We start from the raw sequence: 18,646 nt of genomic DNA on the forward strand, positions 1-18,646 counted from the left end.
CCGATCACGAAGCGGGCGGGTCGAAGCGGCCGTCTACCGCGGTCCAGCCGCCGTCGACGGCGAGCACGGAGCCAGTGACGAACGTCGACGCGTCCGACGCGAGGTACACGACGGCGCCAGCTAGCTCGTCGGCGCGGGCCCAGCGGCCTAGTGCGCCCTTCTGCGCGTACGCGTCGTACCAGTCGGGACGCGCTTTGATCTGTGCGGTCAGCGGTGTCTCGACAACGCCAGGCGCGATGGCGTTGACGCGTACGCCAGACGGTCCGAACTCGGCCGCCGCAGTGCGGAAGAGCTGCACTAGACCACCTTTGGTGGCGGCGTACGGGCCTTGCCCAGGCTCGACAGTGGTACCGCGGATCGAGGAGAAGCCAATGATGCTTCCGCGTCCGCGCGCGACCATCGGGGCACCGAAAGCGCGAAGCACTTCGAACGCGACGCCTAGGTTCAACTCGACGACACGGTCGAATTCTTCACGGGTGTAGTCCAGCAGACGCTTGCGCACGTTGGTGCCAGCGGTCAGGACGACCGCGTCCAGTTCGCCCAGCTCAACGGCGGCCCTGGCGACGGCACCGGGGTCGAGCAGGTCGATTTCGTACGCCTCGCCCGCGTCGGTTTCCTGTGCGGCGGCGAAATCCCGGTCAGCGCAGACGACCGAAGCTCCCTGTGCGGCCAGCGCGCGGGCAGCTTCCCGGCCGATCCCGCTGCCCGCGCCGAGAACCACCGCCCGCTGGCCGTCCATCCGGAAAAGATCGGCGTAATTCACGGGCGCAGCACCGCCATCCTGGTCACGGTCAGCTCTTCGACGGCGAACCGCGGCCCTTCGCGGCCGATCCCGGAGTCCTTGACCCCGCCGTAGGGCATCGTGTCGGACCGGAAACCCGGCACCTCGTTCACCACTACCCCGCCGACTTCCAGCTCGTCCAACGCCCGGAACGCGGTCTTCAACGAGCGGCTGTACACGCTCGCGTGCAGGCCGTACCGGGACGCGTTGACGGCGGCGAACGCTTCGTCCACATCGGACACTGTGCGCAGGCAGACGACCGGGCCGAAGATCTCCTCGTCCCAGCATTCGACGCCGTCCGGGACGTCGGCGAGCACGGTCGGCGCCAGTACGCCGTCGCGGACCGAGCCGCCGGCCAGCAGACGGGCACCGGCCGCGACCGCCTTGTCGACCCATTCGGCGACCCGGCCCGTGGAGCGCGGATCGATCAACGCGGACACCCGGGTTTCCGGGGAACGAGGATCGCCGACGATCACTTCGTCCAGCCGAGCCAGCACTTTCGCGGTGAACTCGTCAGCCGCCGAGGAGACGGTCAGCACCCGTTGCACGGAGATGCAGGCTTGCCCGGACGCGTAGAACCCGCCGCGCAGCACCGCGTCCGCGGCGGCGTCCAGGTCGGCGTCCTCGGCGACGACGAGAGCGGCGTTGGAACCCAGCTCCAGCAAGGTTTTCGTCGGCGCGGCGTCCCGGGCGATCCGGTGGCCGACCGCGGCCGAGCCGGTGAACGACACCGCACCGATCCGCCGGTCGGTGACCAGCGCGGAGCCGACCGCCGCGTCCCCGGTGACCAGTTGCACCATCGCGGGCAGGTCGGTCAGCGACCGGATCAGGTGCACCAGCCACAGCGTCGCCAACGGGGTCTGCGGAGCCGGTTTCACCACCACCGGGCAGCCGGCCGCGATGGACGGCGCGATCTTGTGCGAGGCCAGCAGAAGCGGGTAGTTGAACCCGGCGATGCCGACCACCACGCCGATCGGCTTGCGCTTCCAGAACCCGACCAGCCCGTCGCCGGAGGGCAGCAGGTCGAGCGGCACGGTTTCGCCGTGCAGGCGCGACACTTCCTCGGCCGCGGCTTCCCAGGTGACGATCGTCCGCGCGACCTCCACCTGGCAGTCGACCAAGGGTTTTCCGGTCTCCCGCACGAGCAGCTGCTCGAACTCCGCCCGCCGGGAACGCACCGCGGCGGCCACGTCGTTGAGCAGCGTCCGGCGGGTCCGCGAGGGCAATGCCGCGACCGCGCCAGCCACCGCCACGGCTTCGTCAACCGCGCGAACCGCGAGCGCCGGAGTACCGACAGGGGCGGAGCCGACCACACTGCCGTCGTAAGGAAACACCACCTCCGCGGAGTCGGCGGTGCACATCCAACCGGGCCCGACCGGCAGGCCGTCCGGGTAGTCAGGCATCCGTTCCTCCCTTCAACCGGGCCAGCTCGGCGCGCAGGTTCGGCGCGGCAGCCAGCAGTTCCCGGGTGTACTCGTGTTCCGGCGCCGCGTAAACCCGCTCGACATCGCCGAGTTCCACGATCTCGCCCTGGCGCATCACCGCGACGCGATCGCAGACGTGCCGCACCACGCCGAGGTCGTGCGAGACGAAGATCAACGTCAGCGAGAACTCCTCGACCAGCCGGGCCAGCAGGTCCAGGATCTGTGCTCGGACCGAAACGTCCAGCGCGCTCACCGGTTCGTCGGCGATCAGCACGCTCGGGTTCGGCGCGAGCGCGCGAGCGATGGAGATCCGCTGCCTCTGCCCGCCGGAGAACTGGTGCGGATACCGCAGCGCCGCGTCCGCGGGCAGGCCGACCGCGGCCAGCAGTTCCGCGACCCGCTCCGGCGACCGGCGCCCGAGCGGCTCGGAAACGATGTCCCGCACGCGCATCCGCGGGTCCAGCGAACCCATCGGATCCTGGAAGACGATCTGCAGTTCCTGGCGCAGGAAGCGCAGTTTCCGTTCCGGCAGCGAATCGATCCGCTTGCCGTCGAACGACACGGTGCCCGCGGTCGGCCGATCGAGCGCGGCGAGCAGCCGGACCAGCGTCGACTTGCCGGACCCGGATTCGCCGACGATCCCGAACCGCTGACCAGCCTCGACGGCGAAACTCACGCCGCGCAACGCGTGCACGTTCCGGCGCGCGTACCGCCGCTCCAGGTTCTCCACGGTGATCATCGCGCCCCCCTGGACTTTCCGCGACCCTCCAGATCGGAAGCGGCGAGCAACCGCTGAGTGTATGAGTGCCGCGGCGCGGTCAGCACGTCCCGCGTCGAACCGTGCTCCACAATGGATCCGTCGAGCATCACCAGCACCCGGTCGCACATCTGCGCCACCACCGCCAAATCGTGCGTGATGAACAGCAGCGAACTCTCCGCCGGCAACCGCTCGCGGATCAACCCGAGGATCTGCGCCTGCACGGTCACGTCCAGCGCGGTGGTCGGCTCGTCGCAGATCAGCAGCGCCGGATCGTTCGCCAGCGCGATCGCCAGCACTACCCGCTGGCGCTGACCGCCGGACAGCTGGTGCGGATACGCCCGCGCCACCCCCGCCAACCCCACCGACGCCAGCAATTCCTCGGCCGACCGGCCGCGACGGCCATGGATCCGGTACGGCTCGGTGACCTGCCGCCCGATCCGCATCGCCGGATTCAGCGCGGTCATCGGCTCCTGGAACACCATCGCCATCCCGTCGCCGCGCAACCGGGACAACTCCTTCTCCGGCGCGCCCAGCAACTCGCGGCCGTCCAGCCGCACCGAGCCGGTCGCGGTCAGACCTTCCGGCAACAGCCCCAGCACGGACAGCGCGGTGAGCGACTTCCCGGACCCGGACTCGCCGATCAGCCCGACCCGCTCGCCCGCGCCCAGTTCGAACGAGACATCCCGGACCAACTCCGCGACCTGCAGGTTTTCCACCGTCAGCGTCATGCGCGGGCCGCCAATCGGGGGTCCAGGCGGTCGCGCAGACCGTCGCCGAGCAGGTTGAACCCGAGCACCGCGACCGCGATCGCGACGCCAGGCACGAGCGCGAGTCGCGGATGCGCGGTGAGCAACTCCTGCGATTCCTGCAGCATCCGGCCCCACGACGGCGTCGGCGGCCGGGTGCCGAAGCCGAGGAACGACAGTGCCGCTTCGGCCAGCACCGCGATCGCGAACGACACCGACGCCTGCACGATCAGCAGACCGCCGATGTTCGGCAGCAGGTGCGACCAGGCGATCCGCATCCGCGACCGGCCGGCTGCCCGGGCAGCGAGCACGTATTCGCTGCTCATCACCTGCAGCGACCCGGACCGCGCGATCCGGGCGAACGACGGCACGGTCGCGATGCCGATGGCGATCATCGCGGTAAGCGTGTCCGCTCCGAACACCGCTCCGAACATGATCGCCAGCAGCAGCGCCGGAAACGCCAGCACCAGGTCGTTCGCCCGCATCACCAGCTCGCCGAGCCAGCGCGGAGCCATCGCGGCGAGCACGCCCAGCGGGGTGCCGACCACCGCCGCGATGCCGACCGCGGCCACCCCGACGTACAGCGTGGTCCGCGCGCCGACCAGGAGCTGGCTGAACACGTCCCGGCCGAATTTGTCGGTGCCGAACAGGTGCTCGGCCGAGAAGCCGAGCAGCCGATCCGGCGCGTTGACCTGCACCGGGTCGTATGGCGTCCACCCGAACGAGACCAGCGCGGCCAGCACCACCAGCGCGACGAGAGTCCCGCCCAGCAGGAGATTTCCGTTGCGGCGCATCAGGACCCCCGCAGTCTCGGGTCGAGTGCCGGATACAGCAGGTCGACCACGAAGTTCACCAGCAGCACGGCGGCCACCAGCACCAGCACGATCCCCTGCACGGTCAGCAGATCGCGTTGCGCCACCGCGTCCAGCAGCATCGAGCCGAGGCCGGGCAGCACGAACACCCGCTCCACCACGACCGCACCGATCAGCAGCGTCGTCAGCTGCAGCCCCAGCACCGTGACCACCGGGACGGACGCGTTGCGCAGCCCGTGCCGGACCAGCGCCTGCCCCGGCAGCAAGCCCTTCGACCGGGCAGTGCGCAGGTAGTCCTGGCCAAGCGTGTCGAGCACCGACGAGCGCACGTACCGGGTGAGGACCGCGCCCTGTACCAAACCGAGCGACAGCGCCGGCAGGATCAGTCCGCGCAGGAATTCCCCGGCGTCCTGGTCCGGCGGGGTCCACCCGCCGCTCGGCAGCCAGCGCAGCTGCACGGCGAAGATCTGCACCAGGATGATGCCCGCCAGGAAAGCCGGGATCGCCACACCTACCTGGGACAGGCCGGAAACCGCCACGCCGGCGGGCTTCCGGTGCCGCACCGCGGCGAACGCGCCGGCCGGCAACGCGATCGCCAGCGCGACCACCATCCCCGCACCGACCAGCCACAACGTGACGCCGAGCCGGTCGGTCAGCTGCGGGCTGATCGCCTCGCGCGTGACGTAGGACCGGCCGAAGTCGCCGTGCAGCACGCCGCCGATCCACGTCAGGTACTGCTCGACCAGCGGCCGGTCGATGCCGAACTCCGCGCGCGTCTTCGCCAGCAGCTCGGGCGTCGCGTTGACGCCCAGCGCCACCTGCGCCGGATCGCCCGGCAGCACCGCCATGAACAAGAACACCACGACAGACGCGACGAAAAGGCTCACCGCGAAGACAGCGACCCGTCGCAGCACCCGCGCGGTCATGCCGGCCTCACCGCGGTCAGGTCGAACGACTCGCTGACCTGGTTGCGCGCCAGGCCGGTCACCTTCTTCTTGGCGACCACGACGTTCGGGAACAGGAACAGCCAGTCGGCGGCCGCGTCGGTGTTCAGCTGCCGCGCGACCTGCCTCATATCGCTCACTTGTTCCGATGCCGTACCGCTGTCGGCCGCCGCGAGCAGCTGCTGCACGCGCTTGTTGTCGTAACCCCAGTAGTACTTGGGTTTCCCGAACGTGGTGATGTCGCGGGCCTCCACGTGCTGGATGATCGACAGGTCGTAGTCGTGCTGGGTGAAGACCTGTTTGAGCCACACCGCCGGGAAATCGAGCGGTTCGATCGTCGCGGTGACGCCGACGTCGGCCAGCTGCGACTGCACCACCTGCGCCGCCGACACGGCGTACGGCAGGTTCGGGATGCGCAGCCGCAGCTTGAGATCGCGGACACCGGCTTCGGCGAGCAGTTGCTTCGCCTTCGCCGGGTCGAACGGGTAGACCCTGGACAGATCCTCGTACCACGGGTCGGTGGGCGGGACCATGCTGCCGATGAGCGTGCCGCGACCGTTGAAAACCAGGTCCAGCAAGGCTTTCCGGTCGATCGCATAGGTGAGCGCACGGCGCACGCGCACGTCGTTCAGCGGTGCGCGCTGGTTGTTGAACGCCAGCGTGACCTCGCTGTTCGTGGTGCCCTGCAGCACCGTGAACCGGGTGTCGCCCTCGAACTGCGGGATCGAATCGGCCGAGGTGAGAGTGGAGATCACGTCGATTCCATTGGACAGCAAGGCGTTGTTGAGCGCGGTCGGATCGGCGAAGTACTTGAGCACCACCGTGCGATACGCCGGCTCGCGGCCCCAGTACCGCGGATTCTGCCGCAGCACAATGGAATCGCCGCGACGGCGGGAAGCCACCTCGTACGGCCCGGTGCCCACCGGACGGTTCGCCAGATCGGCGACCCCGGTGGGCGTGAACATCGCGCCGAGCCGGCTCGTGAGACTGAACAGCCAGCCGTTGCTGGGCTTCGACAGCACGACTCGCGCGTGATCCGGCGCGACCGCCTCGACGTGGTCCACCACGTCCATCGCCGACTTGATCGAGATCGTCCAGTCGGTCTTCACCCGCATCAGCGAAAACCGCACGTCGGAAGCGGTGAACGGGGCGCCGTTGCTGAACGTGACCCCCGGCTGGAGCTGAAAGTCGTAGGTCTTGCGGTCCGGGCTGATCGTCCAGGACTTCGCGAGCAGCGGCACGATCCGGCCCTGCGGATCGAGCTTCACCAGGCCCTCGTAGACGTTGTAAAGCAGCGCCTGCGGGATGGCGGCACCGTCGGCGTGGGTGAAGTCGAAGTTCGCCGGCTCCGCGGAGAAGCCGACGGAAAGGGTGTCCGGACCTGGGGAAACACTCGCGCTGGAGCCGGCCGAGCAGCCGGACACCACGAGCAGCAGCGAGAGCGCCGCGGCAGTGATCCGGACTTTCATTCTGCCTCCTGCTCAGTACACTGGTCTGACCAGTAACCTCCAGCAGACTCGCATCCGTCAGACGCCGAGGTCAAGATGAAGTTCGAACCGGTGGCTCCGGTCCGCGCCTACGAGCGGATCGTGGAGCAGATCGAGGAGGCCGTGGTCAGCGGCCGGCTCAAGCCCGGTGAACGGCTGCCCGGGGAGCGCGAGCTGATGATCCAGTTCGGAGTCGGCCGATCGACCGTGCGGGAGGCGCTGCGCGTGCTGCAGGCGGCCGAGCTGATCCGGTCCCGGCCGGGCGACCCGCGCGGGCCCGAGGTGCTCGCCGCGTCGCCGGGCGCGCTGCAGCGGTCGATGCACCGGCTGGCCCGGGCGGAACACGTCGGCCTGGCCGAGCTGTTGCAGTTCCGCATGGTGCTGGACGGCGCGTCGCATCTGCTGGCCGCGCAGCTGCGCACCGACGAGGATTTGACCGCGCTCGCCGCGGCGCTGGCCGGAATGGCGTCCGCCAACGGATATGAGGAATTCAGCCGCGCGGACGTCGCATTCCATGACGTAATAGCCCGCGTTTCCCGGAATCCGTTGCTCGTTGTGAGCGGCGAAGTGGTCCGCGGCGTCGTGCTGGAATTGATCGAGGACAAGCTCAGCCACGCCGACGACCGCGGCACGCTGATGCGCTCCTGGCTGCGCCACCACGAAGAGGTGCTGAACGCGATCCGCGCCGCCGACGGAGCATCGGCGGCGCGGCTGGCGCGGCAAGCGCTGTACGACAACTACGCGGAGTACGTGCCGGAAGAGCAGCGCGCGCTGCTCACCCCGCTGCTGACCTGAGTTGCGAGCGCCCCGATGTGGCATTGGGTGCATCGCATGCACCCAATGCCACATTGGGGTGGCGGGTGGGGGTGGGTCAGGACGCCAGGTTCGCGTACACCACGATGTTGTCCTGGTAGCTGTGCTCGGCGTGGTCGAACACGCCGCCGCAGGTGATGATGCGCAGCTGCGGCTTGTCCGTGTTGCCGAAGACGGCCTGGGTCGGGAAGGTGTCCTTGGGGACCTGGTCCTTGTGGTCCACCACGAACTTCAGCTTTTTGCCGTCGCTGCGTTCGACGTACACCTCGTCGCCCGGGTTCACGTCCTTGAGCCGGTAGAAGATCCCCGGCTGGTGGTTGCCGTCCACGTGCCCGAGCACGATCGCCGGACCAACCTCGCCCGGCACCGGCGAGAGCCGGTACCACGCGGCCTGCATCGGTTTCTTCACCGACGGCACCGAGATCTGACCGTCCTTGTTGGGCAGCACGGTGATCAGCGTCGACTTCGCGCCGATCTTCGGGATCTCGACCGAGGTCGGCCGCAGCCCGGTGAACGGCTTCGTCACCGGGACCGGCGCGCTGGCGGCCGCCGCCGCGGCCGGCGCCGGAGCGTCCGAACCGCACGCGCTCAACGACAGAAGCAGGACGCCCGCGAGCGCGGCACTCGCGAGACGACCCTGCCCGAACTTCCGGCTCATCAGGCGGCCATGCCCCCGAAGCCGGTCTCGATGCCGCGCTTCGGCGTGTACTTCACCTGCGAGTCGCCGTGCCCGCCCGTGGTGCCCGCGGAACCCGCGCCCGCACCGCCGGCCGGCGGGATGTGGCCGCCCTCAGTCGGCTTGTTGCCGCAGTCCCAGGTGGCGTAGACCGAGCCGGACTCGAAGGAGACGCCCTCGTGGCGCTTGACCAGCCAGGCCCAGTAACGGCCGTCGGTCTCGTCCTGGTGCGGGCCTTCGAGCAGGTCGAAGTCCTTGGAGTGCAGGTTGGTCGGCTCGCCGGCGGCGCACGCGATCAGCACGACGCCCATGTTGTCGTCGAGGTCGACGCCGTAGGCGGTGTTGTCCTCGTACGGCGGCTCCTCCGGAGTGGTGGTCTCGCTGGAGGTCGTGGTGGTCGGCTTGCCGGTGTCAGTGGGCTTGCCGGTCTCGGTCGGCTTGCCGGTCTCGGTCGGCTGCCCGGTCTCGGTGGGCTTGCCGGTCTCGCTCGGCTGAGTCGAGGTCGGCGCGGTCGACACCGGAGCCTCCGAACTGGCCGGGGCTTCCGAACTGGCCGGAGCTTCCACGCTGGTCGTGGCCGGGGAGGAAACCGGGGCTTCCTCCGCGCTCGCGGCCGGCACGACGGCAAGGCTGATCAGGGCACCCGCGAGCACCGCGCCCGCGAGTCTGCCCAGGGTCTTCTTCACGATGATTACCCCTCTGGAAAGGCGCGATGACCCCCATCGCGCCCGCTGATCCTGACGGAGGCAATGCCCGGAAGGGAAACCCTTTGTCCGGTGATTAACTACACCGGACAAAGCGGTAACGAACGACCGCGGATCCGCGATGATTTCGCCCGTTTGCCGGTTACCGGCGGTTTGTGCTCGTATCGTAACACCAGCGCACGAGCGGCAACCATTTTCAGTGAAGAGATTACCGAAATCAGCTGAGAGCAGTCAGCAAATCCCGCCACAGGTCCTCTGGATCTTCCAGTCCGACCGAAAACCGGATCAGCCCCGGCGGAACTCGTTCCTCACCAGGCAGCCACGCGCGCCGCTCCATCAGGCTTTCCACCCCGCCGAGGCTCGTCGCCGCACGGATCAGCCGCACCGACGCGCACACCTTGTCCGCCGCTTCGGCATCGGCGACTTCGAACGCCACCATCATTCCGAAGCCCGGGTAACGCACCTTGGTGACCGCCGGGTGTTCTGACAGCCGGGACACCAGCAGCGCGGCGGTCCGGGTCTGCTCGGCGAGCCGCACTGGAAGGGTGCGCAATCCCCGCAGCGCCAGGAAGGTTTCGAGGGCACCCGGCGTCGCACCGACCCGGGTCCGGGCCGCGCGGATCTCGTCGACAATGGTCTGGTCCTGCGCAACCACCACGCCGAGCAACAGGTCGCTGTGCCCGCCGATCAGCTTCGTGGCGCTGTGCACGACGATGTCCGCGCCGAGGCGCAGCGGTTGCTGGTGCAGCGAAGTCGCGAAGGTGTTGTCGACGACGACTCGACCGCGCGTACCGCGCGCGATGGTTTCGATGTCCATCACGTCGAGCGTCGGATTGGTCGGGGACTCAAGCCACAGAAGGTCCGCGTCGCAGTCGAGCCAGGCCTGCGTGTCCGTCGGCTCCAGCTCGACGACAGTGAGCCGGCCGAGCTCCTGCGCGTGCTTCAACACGCCGCGCGTGACGGCGTAACTGAACGTCGGCACCGCGACGGTCGACCCGACCGGCAACGCGTCGAGGACCGCGGACAGCGTGGCGACGCCAGACGCGAAGGCGACCGCCGTGCCTCCTTCGAGCGACCCGACGACTTCCTCGAACGCAGCCCAGGTTTCCGTGCCGTCAGACCGCGCGTACACCGCGTCGCCACCAGCCTCGAACGTGCTCGTAGCGACGATCGGGGTGGTCAGCGGCTGGCCGGGGCCGTGCGGCCGGCCGGCCGCGATCGCGCGGGTCCGTGGAGTCCAGTCGTCCATGCGGACACGGTAAGCGGTTCGGCGCCGGAACGGCAGGGCGACGTAGATCACCCGGCCGAAACGCCGTGAAGGGAACATTGAGGGACTCAGAGTCCGTCAATGTTCCCTTCACGGAACGACTGGCGTCAGTGCGCGTAGATCTCGAACTCGTACAGCGAGTACCCGTACTTAGTCCCGCGCTGCACACCCTGCATCCGCACGAACCGGGCGTCCGACGGCTGGAACGACACGTTGTCCGTCCCGCCGTTCCCGTCCGTCACCGAAACCGCGTCGCGCCAGTCGGTTCCGTCCGAGGACAGCTGGATCCGGTAGCCCTTCGCGTACGCCTTCTCCCACGACAGCACCACCCGCGCGACCTGCTGCACCGAACCGAGGTCGACGGTGATCGACTGGTTGTCGCTCCAGTCGCTCGCCCACCGCGTGCTCTGGTTGCCGTCGACCGCGTTCGAAGCCGGCGAGTTGTAGAACCCGGTCTCCACGCTGGAGGCGTTCACCGGCTTGCCCGCCGCGAGGTTCGAGACGTTGTCGCCGCGGTGCGCCGGGTATTCCACGACCTGCTGGAACGTCGGGCGGTTCTGCGTGCTGATCTTGCCGTGCGTGATGCCGCCCAGCGGACGCTGGATGACGGTGTCCGCGCACCACTGGTCGCCTGCCGAGCAGTCGCCGTCGCCGGGGTAGACAGTGGTGGCGGGCTGCGCGGCGGCCGCGGTCAGCGAGTCGACCAGCGTGGTGCGGCAGGCGGTCAGGTCGCCGTTGCCGCAGAACTTCGCACCCAGCGGACCGGCCACCGGCTGGCCCAGCACCGAGCGGATGTCCTTGCTGACGTAGCCCCACCAGCCGTGCTGATACGACGAACCCTGGTGCGGCTGGCCGACGTGCTTGCCCGGCGTCTCGTTCTGGAAACCGGACGGGCTTTCGTTGATCTGCAGCACGTTCGTCATCGCACCGAACGCGTCGTCGCCCATCGCCGGCTTGAACTCGCCGGTGACCAGCAGCGGCCACCACGCGTCCATGATCCGGATCGCGTCCGCGTCGTTGTAGGTTTTGCTGCCGGCGCTGGACTCGACGCGCTGGTGCCCGTGCTCCATCCAGGTCTTCAGCTTCGCTTCGGCGTCCGCGGCCGCTCCGGTGAGCGGAGCCTTGTCGAGCACCTGCAACAGCAGCGGCAGCACCTTCTCCGCCCGCAGGTCCGCGAGCGCGGCGTCTTCCATCGCCTGGGCCAGGTTCACCCGGGTCACCTTGGTGCCGCTGGAAAGCAGTTCCTTGACCCGCGCGTCGAGCAGATCGCCGCGGTGCACTGCGGACTTGTCCGCGCCGCCGGACGCGTACTGGTCGGCCTGGGCGTTGTTCCAGCTGATGTAGTAGTCCTGGTTCACCGACTGCGGATGCTGCGAAGCCGGCGTGTACTCGGCCTGGTTGCCCGCCGGGTTCCAGCCCTTCCAGTCGAATCCGCGGTCGCCCCAGACCGGCATCATCGGGTCCACAGTGGAGTTGCGGACCGGGTTCGCGCCGGAGTTGAAGTACGCGATGTCCTTCGAGTCGGCGTAGAACCAGTTGAACGTGAAGTTCACGTCGTGCGCGGCCCGCTGGAAGTCCGCGGCCGACTTGACGAAGTCCGGGTCGTTGAATTCCTGGAACCCGAGCAGCGAGTCCACCTCGTGGAAGTACGAGGAGCGCAGCGAGGAGTACGCCACCGGCTTGCCGCCGACGGTGGCCCGCGAGGTCACCGGGCCGTACTTGGTGCGGTAGCTGCGCAGTGTGTAGGACCCGGCGGCGGTGCCGTCGGCCACCGTCGGCGACCAGGAGTTCTTGCGCTCCACGGTGTCCATCGGGATGCAGTTGCCCTGGTACAGGTAGTAGTTCGAGTCCTTGGTGGCCGGCTTCCCGCTCGGGTCGCACAGCGGCAGCGCGTAGGTGTCGATGATGTCCTGCGCCGCGGTGGTCGCGCTCCACGAGTAGTCCTGGCCGCGGCCGAGCAGCACGTACATGCTGAGCCCGGCGAACGACGCGCCGCGCGCGCTGATGCCCGGCCCCTGGATTTCCTGCAGCAGCAACAGCTGCGGCGCGAAGTAGCCGGTCTGCGGGCCGAACACGGCGACCGGGTGGCCGCTGGCGGTCTTCGCGCCGGACACGACCAGCGCGTTGGACATGCCGTGCTTTTCAGTGAGCATGTTGCCCGGGAGCACGCCGTTGTCGAACATGCCGCGCGCGGCTTCCTGGCCCTTCGGCGCGGGAACGTCGACCTTCGCCGGCTTCGCGGTCGCCGCGGATCCGGTCGGGTCGAACACGAGCTGCTGGCCGGTCACCGAGCCGTTGTCCGGCATCGCGGCGCCCTGCGGGTTCGCCGGAGTGTTGCCGTACGGGAACTTCTGCCCGTCGTGCAGGGTCTTCACGGCTTCCGGGTCGTTCGCGGCGCGGAGGCTTTCCCACACCTTTTCGCCCTGTGCGACGCCGTACTTCTCCTGCAACGCCAGCTTCGCGACCGCGTTCTGCACCTCGCCGCCGCCGCCGGCGCCGAACTGCGCGCCGACCACCGAGGCGAGCACCACCAGGTCGGTGAGCTTGAACGGTTCGATGGTGCCCGCGTTGGTGACCGCGTCGACGTGGCCGGTCAGCACGTATTCGCCCGGGAAGTAGCGTCCGTTGTGCGAGTCGGTGATGTATTTGTTGATGCCGTCGAGGTAGGCCTGCGCGTCGGCGAGCCCCTGCTTGCCGCGCGGCCCGCTTGCCGCCACCGCGTCGATCTGCTGCTGAAGTTCGTCTTCGGTGTAGGGCGCGGAGGCGAAGAAGGACTGCTCCAGCTGGCGGTTGGCTTCCGCGCCGCCGGCGTAGGAGGTCAGCTGGCCGCGGCCGACCCGGCGCATGATGTCCATGAGCCACAACCGGTCCTGCGCCGCGGCGTAGCCCGCGCCGTACTCGGTGCCCGAACGCGTAGTGCCCTGGATGTGCGGGATCCCGGCGGCCTTGTCGCGCGTGATCGTCACGTCGTCGCGCGGCTTGACGACGCTCGCCACCTGGTCGGCGGGGACGCCGAAGGAAGAGTCGTTGAAGAACTTGCCGATCGTGTCGGTAGTCAGCGTCTTGTACCCGCCGGCCAGGTCGGCGTACTTGCCGAGCTGGTCGTCGGCATGCCCGGGCTGGGTGCCGAACGCCTTGTTGGCCAGGATCTCGGCGAGCGTGGCGCTGCCGTTCTCGCCCGGCGGGAGGATGTCGTTGCACTGACCGGCGCAATAGTCATTGCCGGGCAACGCGGCGGAGGCCGGTGCCGCGGTGCCGAACTGCACGAGACCGGCCGTGAGCACGGCTACCGCGCTCGCGGCCAGAAGTGGGATGCGTCGTCGCATGCGCCAGCTCCGTCCGAAAAGGATTGCCCAGGGTGACCGAGCGCACACTACCGACGGGTAAGACAGATGTGAAGACCTTTCGCGTTTCTCCCCTCGGAGGGAGTAGTCCATCCGGCGCAGCGCTCGGCCGATCGGTACGGTGACCCCATGAGCGTGGAAAAGCCCCAAGTCGAGCGTCCCGACGGCCCGCCGCCCGCCGACCTCGAGATCACGGACATCACCGTCGGCGACGGCCCCGAAGCCCAGTCGGGCAACGCCGTCAGCGTCCACTACGTCGGCGTCTCGCATTCCACCGGCGCGGAATTCGACGCGTCCTACAACCGCGGCGCACCGCTGGACTTCCAGCTCGGCGCCGGCCAGGTCATTCCCGGCTGGGACAAGGGCGTGACCGGAATGAAGGTCGGCGGCCGCCGCAAGCTGGTGATTCCGCCGCACCTGGCCTACGGCGAGCGTGGCGCGGGCGGCGTGATCAAGCCGAACGAGACCCTGGTGTTCGTCGTCGACCTGGTCGGCGTGCGCTGAGTCGGAGAACGCGGGCAGCCGGGAAAGCCCGATCGGGCAGCCCGGCTGGCTCGTCCTTTCGGGGGATTCCGGACACGGCTAGCTTGCAATGAGTAGTCGTTTTCCGGAGAGGAATTTCATGCGTTTGCGTGCTGTCCTGACCGCCGCCCTCCTCGCCGCCGGCTCCGCGCTGGCGCTGGCCGCCCCCGCGTCCGCGGTCGCGAACGGCAGTGACGTGGCACCCGGCGAATACCCGTTCACCGCCAAGCTGTCCATGCCGGTCATCCCGCGCGCGGACGGCACTACCTACGCGAGCGGCTGCACGGGTTCGCTGATCGCTCCGCAGTGGATCATCACCGCCGGCCACTGCTTCCACGACGTGAACCGCAAGCCGGTCTCCGGTCCGGTGCCGTACGCGACGTCGGTGCTGCTCGGCGCGACCGTCGACGAACCCGGCCAGGGCGAGCGGCGCACCGTCACCGAGGTGCGGCAGTCCGGCGTCAACGACGTCGCGATCGCCAAGCTCGACGCGCCGGTCACCGACATCGCCCCGCTGACCGTCTCCCGGACCGCGCCCGCGGCGGGCGAGCAGGTCACCCTCGCCGGATGGGGCAGCCTGACCGAGGTTTCGCCCAAGCCGTCGATGAAACTGCAGCAGGGCGCGATGCAGGTGGTCGGCTCGGACGCCACCACCGCGCAGGTGATCGGCGTCGCGCCGCAGAGCACGACCAGCGCGTGCAGCTACGACTCGGGCGCGCCGTACTTCGTCGGCTACGGCATCGGCGGCCGGCTCGTGTCGGTCGAATCGACCGGCCCGGACTGCCCGCACTCGACGCCGGAAACCACCGCCCGGGTGGACCTCCTCGCGGACTGGATCGCTTCGCACGTCCAGTGACCACAAGTCCCGCGATCGGACGATTTTCGTCGCCCGTCAAGGGAATTCCGCGGCGCGGCCGGGCTCGTTAGCGTGGAAGGCCGAGTTCATCGGCGTCCGCCGGTGACCCGGACGAAGGGTCAGAATGCGCCTCCGCGCCGCGGTTTCCGCAGCAGTTCTCCTGCCCATCCTCACCGCCGCCCCGGCCCTCGCGGTCGCCAACGGCTCCGACGTCCCGGCCGGTCAGTTCGGCTTCGCCGCGAAGCTGACCATGACCGGAATCCCGTTGCCCAGCGGAAGCGCGTACTCCAGCTATTGCTCGGCCGCGCTGATCGCGCCGCAGTGGATCATCACCACCGGCCACTGCTTTCACGACGCGAACAAGAACCGGGTGTCCGGCCCGGTGCCGTACCCGACGACGGTGTCGCTCGGGCTGGTCGACGAAACCAAGGAGAAAGGCGTTCAGCGCAAGGTCACCCAGGTCCTGCAGGCCGGTCCCAACGACGTCGCGCTGGCCCAGCTGGACAGCCCGGTCACCGAGGTGACGCCGCTCGCGATCAACAGCCTGGTCCCGGGCGCGGGTCAGCGCGTCACCCTGGCCGGGTGGGGCAGCCGCACCGCGGACAACCCGGTGCCGTCCAAGCAACTGCAGCAGGGAACCATGCAGGTCGCGACGGTCGGCGCTACCACGATCGGCATCCGCGGGGTCGCCCCGCAGGCTTCCACCAGCGCCTGCGCGTACGACACCGGCGCCCCGTATTTCGCCGAGGGCAAGCTGATCTCAGTCGAGAACAACGGCCCGGACTGCCCGCACACCGGCGCGGAAACGACGTCGCGAGTGGACATTCTCGCGGAGTGGATCGCGCAGCACACGAAGTGAGTACGGTGAATGGAGCCGTCTAGCCCAGGAGCGCCGGATGCCTGAGCCGATCTTGACCGCTGTCGCCACCGCGCGGGCCCTGGCCGAGCGGCTCGACGAGCCCGGGAAGCAGGATCCGAAGTTCGCGGCTGCCTTGCGGACGGAGTCCGAGGTCCACCAGGACGCTCGCGGCGGCGTGACGAACCACGTGGGCACGGTCGCCGACAGCGCGAAGGTGGTGCAGCTGCGGGACGTGCGAGGCAACATCAGCCTCTGAATACCGAAGGCACGGGGCGCGGCCAGGAAGCTCGCGCCCCGTGCCTTCTTCGCCATTTCCCCTGGCCCCGAAGCGCGATACTCGCGGCAGTCCACGACTTCACCGCGGCGAACCGATTGCTGGAAGTGCTGCCGCTTTTCGCCGAAGGCCCCCGGGAACCAGGTCGAGTTCACCTGTCGGGATTCGAGAGCGTTCGCCCGGGGAACAGCGGAGCACCCCGCGGCGCGGCGGATTGCGCTGATGTGGAGCCAGGCCGGGCCCCGCTTGTGGGCTGGCCGCAAGCACAGAACTCAGCCAATCATCCACTATGGATAGTCAGAGCCGCTCGATCGACCGCTTCAGGTCGACCGCCTCATTCGTGTCGGCCTAGACCAGTTCGGGCCCGAGGACGCGGTGCGGAAAAGGGTCGCCGCCCAGTTCGTCGAGAAGAGCGACGGTCGCCACCGGCGGTCCAAGCAGGCTCGGACGCACGCCGCCGCTCTGGTCGGCGAGCGGCCCACCGGACCGCACCGCCTGGGTCCGTACGACCAGCCGGTGCACAGTGTCCTTTCGAGCGGACCGCATCATGCCCGCCGCGGTGAACTCCGCGTCGGATCCGGCGCAGGTCAGGACGGGCTCGTCCCGATCTTCCGGCATCACGCCCAGCTCGTACCCCCCACAAGAGCCGTCCGGCCCGCACGTCCCGCGCCGACCTGATGGCCCACCCACGCCCGAGCGAAACGGGTCGAATCGGTCCAGGCACCGGTGCTGATGGACCAGGTTTCCCACCACATGCCGCGCCCGCTCCCCGGCGCGACACTCCGCCCGCCTTAAAACTGTGTCCTAACTCACCAGCCCCGGGATGCCGCCCCGGCAGAACCCCAACCGCCACCTCAGGCACCGCGGGGGTCCGGGGGCTCGGCCCCCGGGTGCAAGGACGACCGACAAACGGAAAAGGCCCCCAGTCGCGTAAGCGGCTGGGGGCCTGACCATGGTGGGCGAGGAGGGAGTTGAACCCTCACGTCCTTTCGGACACACGGACCTGAACCGTGCGCGTCTGCCATTCCGCCACTCGCCCGAGTGCTTCCTTGAGGCAGCCAGCAAAGCTTAGCAGGGGCTTCTGGCGGGTTTCACCGGGGGCATGCCTAACCCTTCCTCCCCCGGATAGGATCGAGCCCGGAAGCACACGTGTGAGGAGGTTTTCCCCGGTGGGTCGCGTTGAGCGCTTTGACAGGCGCCTCGAGAGCCTCGTGGGGAATACCTTCGCGCGCATGTTCGGCGGCAACGTCGTCACGCAGGAAGTGGCGGTTGCGCTCGAGAGGGAAGGCGAGGAGAACGTTCGTGAGCTGGCCGGCGGCCGGCAGCTCGCCCCGAATCACTACATCGTGTCATTGGGGGCAGCTGACCACGACCGGATGGCCGGTGATGAGCAGCGGGTCACCAAAGTCCTCGCAACGGCTGTGGCGGAACATCTCGCAGCGCAGGGCTGGGACACCTATGGTGACGTCGTCGTATCGCTCGAGCGCAACGAGGCGCTGCATACTGGACAGTTCAAGACCCGTTCGTCCGTCGATCCCGACGCCCGCGCCAGCGCGGGGGAAGGGCCGTCGCGGTCGGCACGACCCAGCAACGCAGGAGACCCACCAATGAGCCAGCCCCCCGGCTACGGCCAACACGACCAGGGTGACCCGTACGGCCAGCAGGGCCAGTACGGCTACGGACAGCAGGGTGGCCAGCAGCCCGGGTACGACCAGGGTTACGGCCAGCCCCAGCAGGGCGGGTACGACCAGGGCTACGGCCAGGCGCCGCAGCAGGGGTACGACCAGTACGGCCAGCCCCAGCAGGGCGGCGGTCAGCACCCGGGCTACGACCAGGGTTACGGCCAGCCGCAGCAGGGCGGGTACGACCAGGGCTATGGCCAGCCGCAGCAGGGCGGGTACGACCAGGGCTACGGCCAGCAGCCGGGCGGGTACGAGCAGGGTTACGGCCAGCCGCAGCAAGGCGGCTACGACCAGTACGGCCAGCCGCAGCAGGGCGGGTACGACCAGTACGGCCAGCCGCCGGCCGGCGCGCCGGCCGCCGGGCGTCAGCTGCAGGCCAGCCTTCAGCTGGACGACGGGTCCAACCGCACCTACTCGCTGAAGCAGGGCGCGAACGTGGTGGGCCGCGGCCAGGACGCCGACTTCCGGCTCCCGGACACCGGCGTCTCCCGCCGGCACCTGGAGATCACCTGGGACGGCCAGAGCGCGACGCTCGCCGACATCGGCTCGACCAACGGGTCGACCGTCAACGGCACCCCGGTGCAGACCTGGCAGCTGGCCGACGGCGACGTCATCCGCGTGGGCCACTCGTCCTTGGTCTTCCGTACCCAGGGCTGACCGCAGCCTGTCGACAGCGTTCCCGCAGAATTGGCGTG

The 18,646-nt window shown here is 69.1% G+C and carries 19 protein-coding genes and 1 tRNA gene; 7 read left to right on the plus strand and 13 right to left on the minus strand.

Annotated elements, in window-relative coordinates:
- Positions 1-4: 4 nt before the first annotated feature.
- The 7 genes from AMYBE_RS0132200 to AMYBE_RS0132230 are packed head-to-tail and all read right to left on the minus strand — an operon-like array spanning position 5 to position 6,936.
- Entirely contained in the window at positions 5-763 is a 759-nt protein-coding gene (locus AMYBE_RS0132200) for an SDR family NAD(P)-dependent oxidoreductase (RefSeq protein ID WP_020663515.1), read from the minus strand.
- Positions 760-2,184: an aldehyde dehydrogenase family protein gene (locus AMYBE_RS0132205; protein WP_020663516.1), complete on the minus strand. Its 1,425-nt coding sequence runs from the start codon at positions 2,182-2,184 to the stop codon at positions 760-762. The genes AMYBE_RS0132200 and AMYBE_RS0132205 overlap by 4 nt, the downstream gene beginning before the upstream one ends.
- Positions 2,177-2,944, minus strand: coding sequence for an ABC transporter ATP-binding protein (locus AMYBE_RS0132210; protein WP_020663517.1), 768 nt, complete (start codon positions 2,942-2,944; stop codon positions 2,177-2,179). Before AMYBE_RS0132210 ends, AMYBE_RS0132205 begins: the two co-directional genes overlap by 8 nt.
- Positions 2,941-3,693: an ABC transporter ATP-binding protein gene (locus tag AMYBE_RS0132215; RefSeq protein WP_020663518.1), complete on the minus strand. Its 753-nt coding sequence runs from the start codon at positions 3,691-3,693 to the stop codon at positions 2,941-2,943. The genes AMYBE_RS0132210 and AMYBE_RS0132215 overlap by 4 nt, the downstream gene beginning before the upstream one ends.
- A complete protein-coding gene (locus AMYBE_RS0132220; RefSeq protein WP_020663519.1) occupies positions 3,690-4,505 on the minus strand; it encodes an ABC transporter permease in 816 nt (271 codons plus the stop codon). The genes AMYBE_RS0132215 and AMYBE_RS0132220 overlap by 4 nt, the downstream gene beginning before the upstream one ends.
- Positions 4,505-5,449 (minus strand): ABC transporter permease, encoded by a 945-nt coding sequence (locus AMYBE_RS0132225; protein WP_020663520.1) that lies wholly within the window; start codon positions 5,447-5,449, stop codon positions 4,505-4,507. The genes AMYBE_RS0132220 and AMYBE_RS0132225 overlap by 1 nt, the downstream gene beginning before the upstream one ends.
- Complete coding sequence (locus AMYBE_RS0132230) at positions 5,446-6,936, minus strand: ABC transporter substrate-binding protein (RefSeq protein ID WP_020663521.1); 1,491 nt, start codon at positions 6,934-6,936, stop codon at positions 5,446-5,448. Before AMYBE_RS0132230 ends, AMYBE_RS0132225 begins: the two co-directional genes overlap by 4 nt.
- A gap of 75 nt (positions 6,937-7,011) precedes the next feature.
- Between AMYBE_RS0132230 and AMYBE_RS0132235 the strand changes: the two genes are divergently transcribed.
- Complete coding sequence (locus tag AMYBE_RS0132235) at positions 7,012-7,749, plus strand: FadR/GntR family transcriptional regulator (RefSeq protein ID WP_020663522.1); 738 nt, start codon at positions 7,012-7,014, stop codon at positions 7,747-7,749.
- 76 nt (positions 7,750-7,825) lie between these two features.
- On the opposite strand, the gene AMYBE_RS0132240 is transcribed toward AMYBE_RS0132235, so the two are convergent.
- Together AMYBE_RS0132240 and AMYBE_RS0132245 are read right to left on the minus strand one after the other, a co-directional pair.
- Positions 7,826-8,425, minus strand: coding sequence for a class F sortase (locus tag AMYBE_RS0132240; protein WP_020663523.1), 600 nt, complete (start codon positions 8,423-8,425; stop codon positions 7,826-7,828).
- Positions 8,425-9,129 (minus strand): hypothetical protein, encoded by a 705-nt coding sequence (locus tag AMYBE_RS0132245; protein WP_027928230.1) that lies wholly within the window; start codon positions 9,127-9,129, stop codon positions 8,425-8,427. The genes AMYBE_RS0132240 and AMYBE_RS0132245 overlap by 1 nt, the downstream gene beginning before the upstream one ends.
- A 90-nt stretch (positions 9,130-9,219) precedes the next feature.
- Between AMYBE_RS0132245 and AMYBE_RS45205 the strand changes: the two genes are divergently transcribed.
- Positions 9,220-9,372 carry a hypothetical protein gene (locus AMYBE_RS45205; RefSeq protein WP_154676366.1) on the plus strand — a complete coding sequence of 51 codons (153 nt, stop codon included), beginning with the start codon at positions 9,220-9,222 and terminating at the stop codon, positions 9,370-9,372.
- Here the strand turns inward: AMYBE_RS45205 and AMYBE_RS0132250 are convergent.
- Entirely contained in the window at positions 9,365-10,396 is a 1,032-nt protein-coding gene (locus tag AMYBE_RS0132250) for a trans-sulfuration enzyme family protein (RefSeq protein WP_027928231.1), read from the minus strand. The genes AMYBE_RS45205 and AMYBE_RS0132250 overlap by 8 nt on opposite strands.
- A 125-nt stretch (positions 10,397-10,521) precedes the next feature.
- Positions 10,522-13,740 carry a penicillin acylase family protein gene (locus AMYBE_RS0132255; RefSeq protein ID WP_020663525.1) on the minus strand — a complete coding sequence of 1,073 codons (3,219 nt, stop codon included), beginning with the start codon at positions 13,738-13,740 and terminating at the stop codon, positions 10,522-10,524.
- A gap of 147 nt (positions 13,741-13,887) precedes the next feature.
- On the opposite strand from AMYBE_RS0132255, the gene AMYBE_RS0132260 reads away from it, so the two are divergent.
- The 4 genes from AMYBE_RS0132260 (at position 13,888) to AMYBE_RS42730 (ending at position 16,251) form a co-directional block, all read left to right on the plus strand.
- The gene (locus tag AMYBE_RS0132260; RefSeq protein ID WP_020663526.1) at positions 13,888-14,262 is read left to right on the plus strand and encodes an FKBP-type peptidyl-prolyl cis-trans isomerase; all 375 of its coding nucleotides are present in this window, start codon (positions 13,888-13,890) and stop codon (positions 14,260-14,262) included.
- A 118-nt stretch (positions 14,263-14,380) separates the two neighbouring features.
- Entirely contained in the window at positions 14,381-15,136 is a 756-nt protein-coding gene (locus AMYBE_RS0132265) for a S1 family peptidase (protein WP_020663527.1), read from the plus strand.
- A gap of 124 nt (positions 15,137-15,260) precedes the next feature.
- Positions 15,261-15,995 (plus strand): S1 family peptidase, encoded by a 735-nt coding sequence (locus AMYBE_RS0132270; RefSeq protein ID WP_020663528.1) that lies wholly within the window; start codon positions 15,261-15,263, stop codon positions 15,993-15,995.
- Positions 15,996-16,032: 37 nt separating this feature from the next.
- Positions 16,033-16,251: a hypothetical protein gene (locus AMYBE_RS42730; protein WP_020663529.1), complete on the plus strand. Its 219-nt coding sequence runs from the start codon at positions 16,033-16,035 to the stop codon at positions 16,249-16,251.
- A gap of 366 nt (positions 16,252-16,617) precedes the next feature.
- Here AMYBE_RS42730 and AMYBE_RS0132280 read toward each other — a convergent pair whose 3' ends face one another.
- A complete protein-coding gene (locus AMYBE_RS0132280) occupies positions 16,618-16,887 on the minus strand; it encodes a hypothetical protein (RefSeq protein ID WP_020663530.1) in 270 nt (89 codons plus the stop codon).
- Between the two features lie 335 nt (positions 16,888-17,222).
- Positions 17,223-17,308, minus strand: a tRNA-Leu gene (locus tag AMYBE_RS0132285).
- Positions 17,309-17,438: 130 nt separating this feature from the next.
- Between AMYBE_RS0132285 and AMYBE_RS0132290 the strand changes: the two genes are divergently transcribed.
- Positions 17,439-18,608 carry an FHA domain-containing protein gene (locus AMYBE_RS0132290; protein WP_020663531.1) on the plus strand — a complete coding sequence of 390 codons (1,170 nt, stop codon included), beginning with the start codon at positions 17,439-17,441 and terminating at the stop codon, positions 18,606-18,608.
- The last annotated feature ends 38 nt before the right edge of the window (positions 18,609-18,646 follow it).

The sequence above is a fragment of the Amycolatopsis benzoatilytica AK 16/65 genome, from assembly GCF_000383915.1.
Taxonomy (GTDB): Bacteria; Actinomycetota; Actinomycetes; order Mycobacteriales; family Pseudonocardiaceae; genus Amycolatopsis; species Amycolatopsis benzoatilytica.

Excerpts from the sequence above, each read along its gene's own strand:
- AMYBE_RS0132210 (WP_020663517.1), bottom strand. The coding sequence starts at position 2,944 with ATGATCACCGTGGAGAACCTGGAGCGGCGGTACGCGCGCCGGAACGTG.
- AMYBE_RS0132270 (WP_020663528.1), top strand. The coding sequence starts at position 15,261 with ATGCGCCTCCGCGCCGCGGTTTCCGCAGCAGTTCTCCTGCCCATCCTC.
- AMYBE_RS0132265 (WP_020663527.1), top strand. The coding sequence starts at position 14,381 with ATGCGTTTGCGTGCTGTCCTGACCGCCGCCCTCCTCGCCGCCGGCTCC.
- AMYBE_RS0132225 (WP_020663520.1), bottom strand. The coding sequence starts at position 5,449 with ATGACCGCGCGGGTGCTGCGACGGGTCGCTGTCTTCGCGGTGAGCCTT.
- AMYBE_RS0132215 (WP_020663518.1), bottom strand. The coding sequence starts at position 3,693 with ATGACGCTGACGGTGGAAAACCTGCAGGTCGCGGAGTTGGTCCGGGAT.
- AMYBE_RS42730 (WP_020663529.1), top strand. The coding sequence starts at position 16,033 with ATGCCTGAGCCGATCTTGACCGCTGTCGCCACCGCGCGGGCCCTGGCC.
- AMYBE_RS0132205 (WP_020663516.1), bottom strand. The coding sequence starts at position 2,184 with ATGCCTGACTACCCGGACGGCCTGCCGGTCGGGCCCGGTTGGATGTGC.
- AMYBE_RS0132235 (WP_020663522.1), top strand. The coding sequence starts at position 7,012 with ATGAAGTTCGAACCGGTGGCTCCGGTCCGCGCCTACGAGCGGATCGTG.
- AMYBE_RS0132220 (WP_020663519.1), bottom strand. The coding sequence starts at position 4,505 with ATGCGCCGCAACGGAAATCTCCTGCTGGGCGGGACTCTCGTCGCGCTG.
- AMYBE_RS0132240 (WP_020663523.1), bottom strand. The coding sequence starts at position 8,425 with ATGAGCCGGAAGTTCGGGCAGGGTCGTCTCGCGAGTGCCGCGCTCGCG.
- AMYBE_RS0132260 (WP_020663526.1), top strand. The coding sequence starts at position 13,888 with ATGAGCGTGGAAAAGCCCCAAGTCGAGCGTCCCGACGGCCCGCCGCCC.
- AMYBE_RS0132255 (WP_020663525.1), bottom strand. The coding sequence starts at position 13,740 with ATGCGACGACGCATCCCACTTCTGGCCGCGAGCGCGGTAGCCGTGCTC.
- AMYBE_RS0132250 (WP_027928231.1), bottom strand. The coding sequence starts at position 10,396 with ATGGACGACTGGACTCCACGGACCCGCGCGATCGCGGCCGGCCGGCCG.
- AMYBE_RS0132280 (WP_020663530.1), bottom strand. The coding sequence starts at position 16,887 with ATGCCGGAAGATCGGGACGAGCCCGTCCTGACCTGCGCCGGATCCGAC.
- AMYBE_RS0132230 (WP_020663521.1), bottom strand. The coding sequence starts at position 6,936 with ATGAAAGTCCGGATCACTGCCGCGGCGCTCTCGCTGCTGCTCGTGGTG.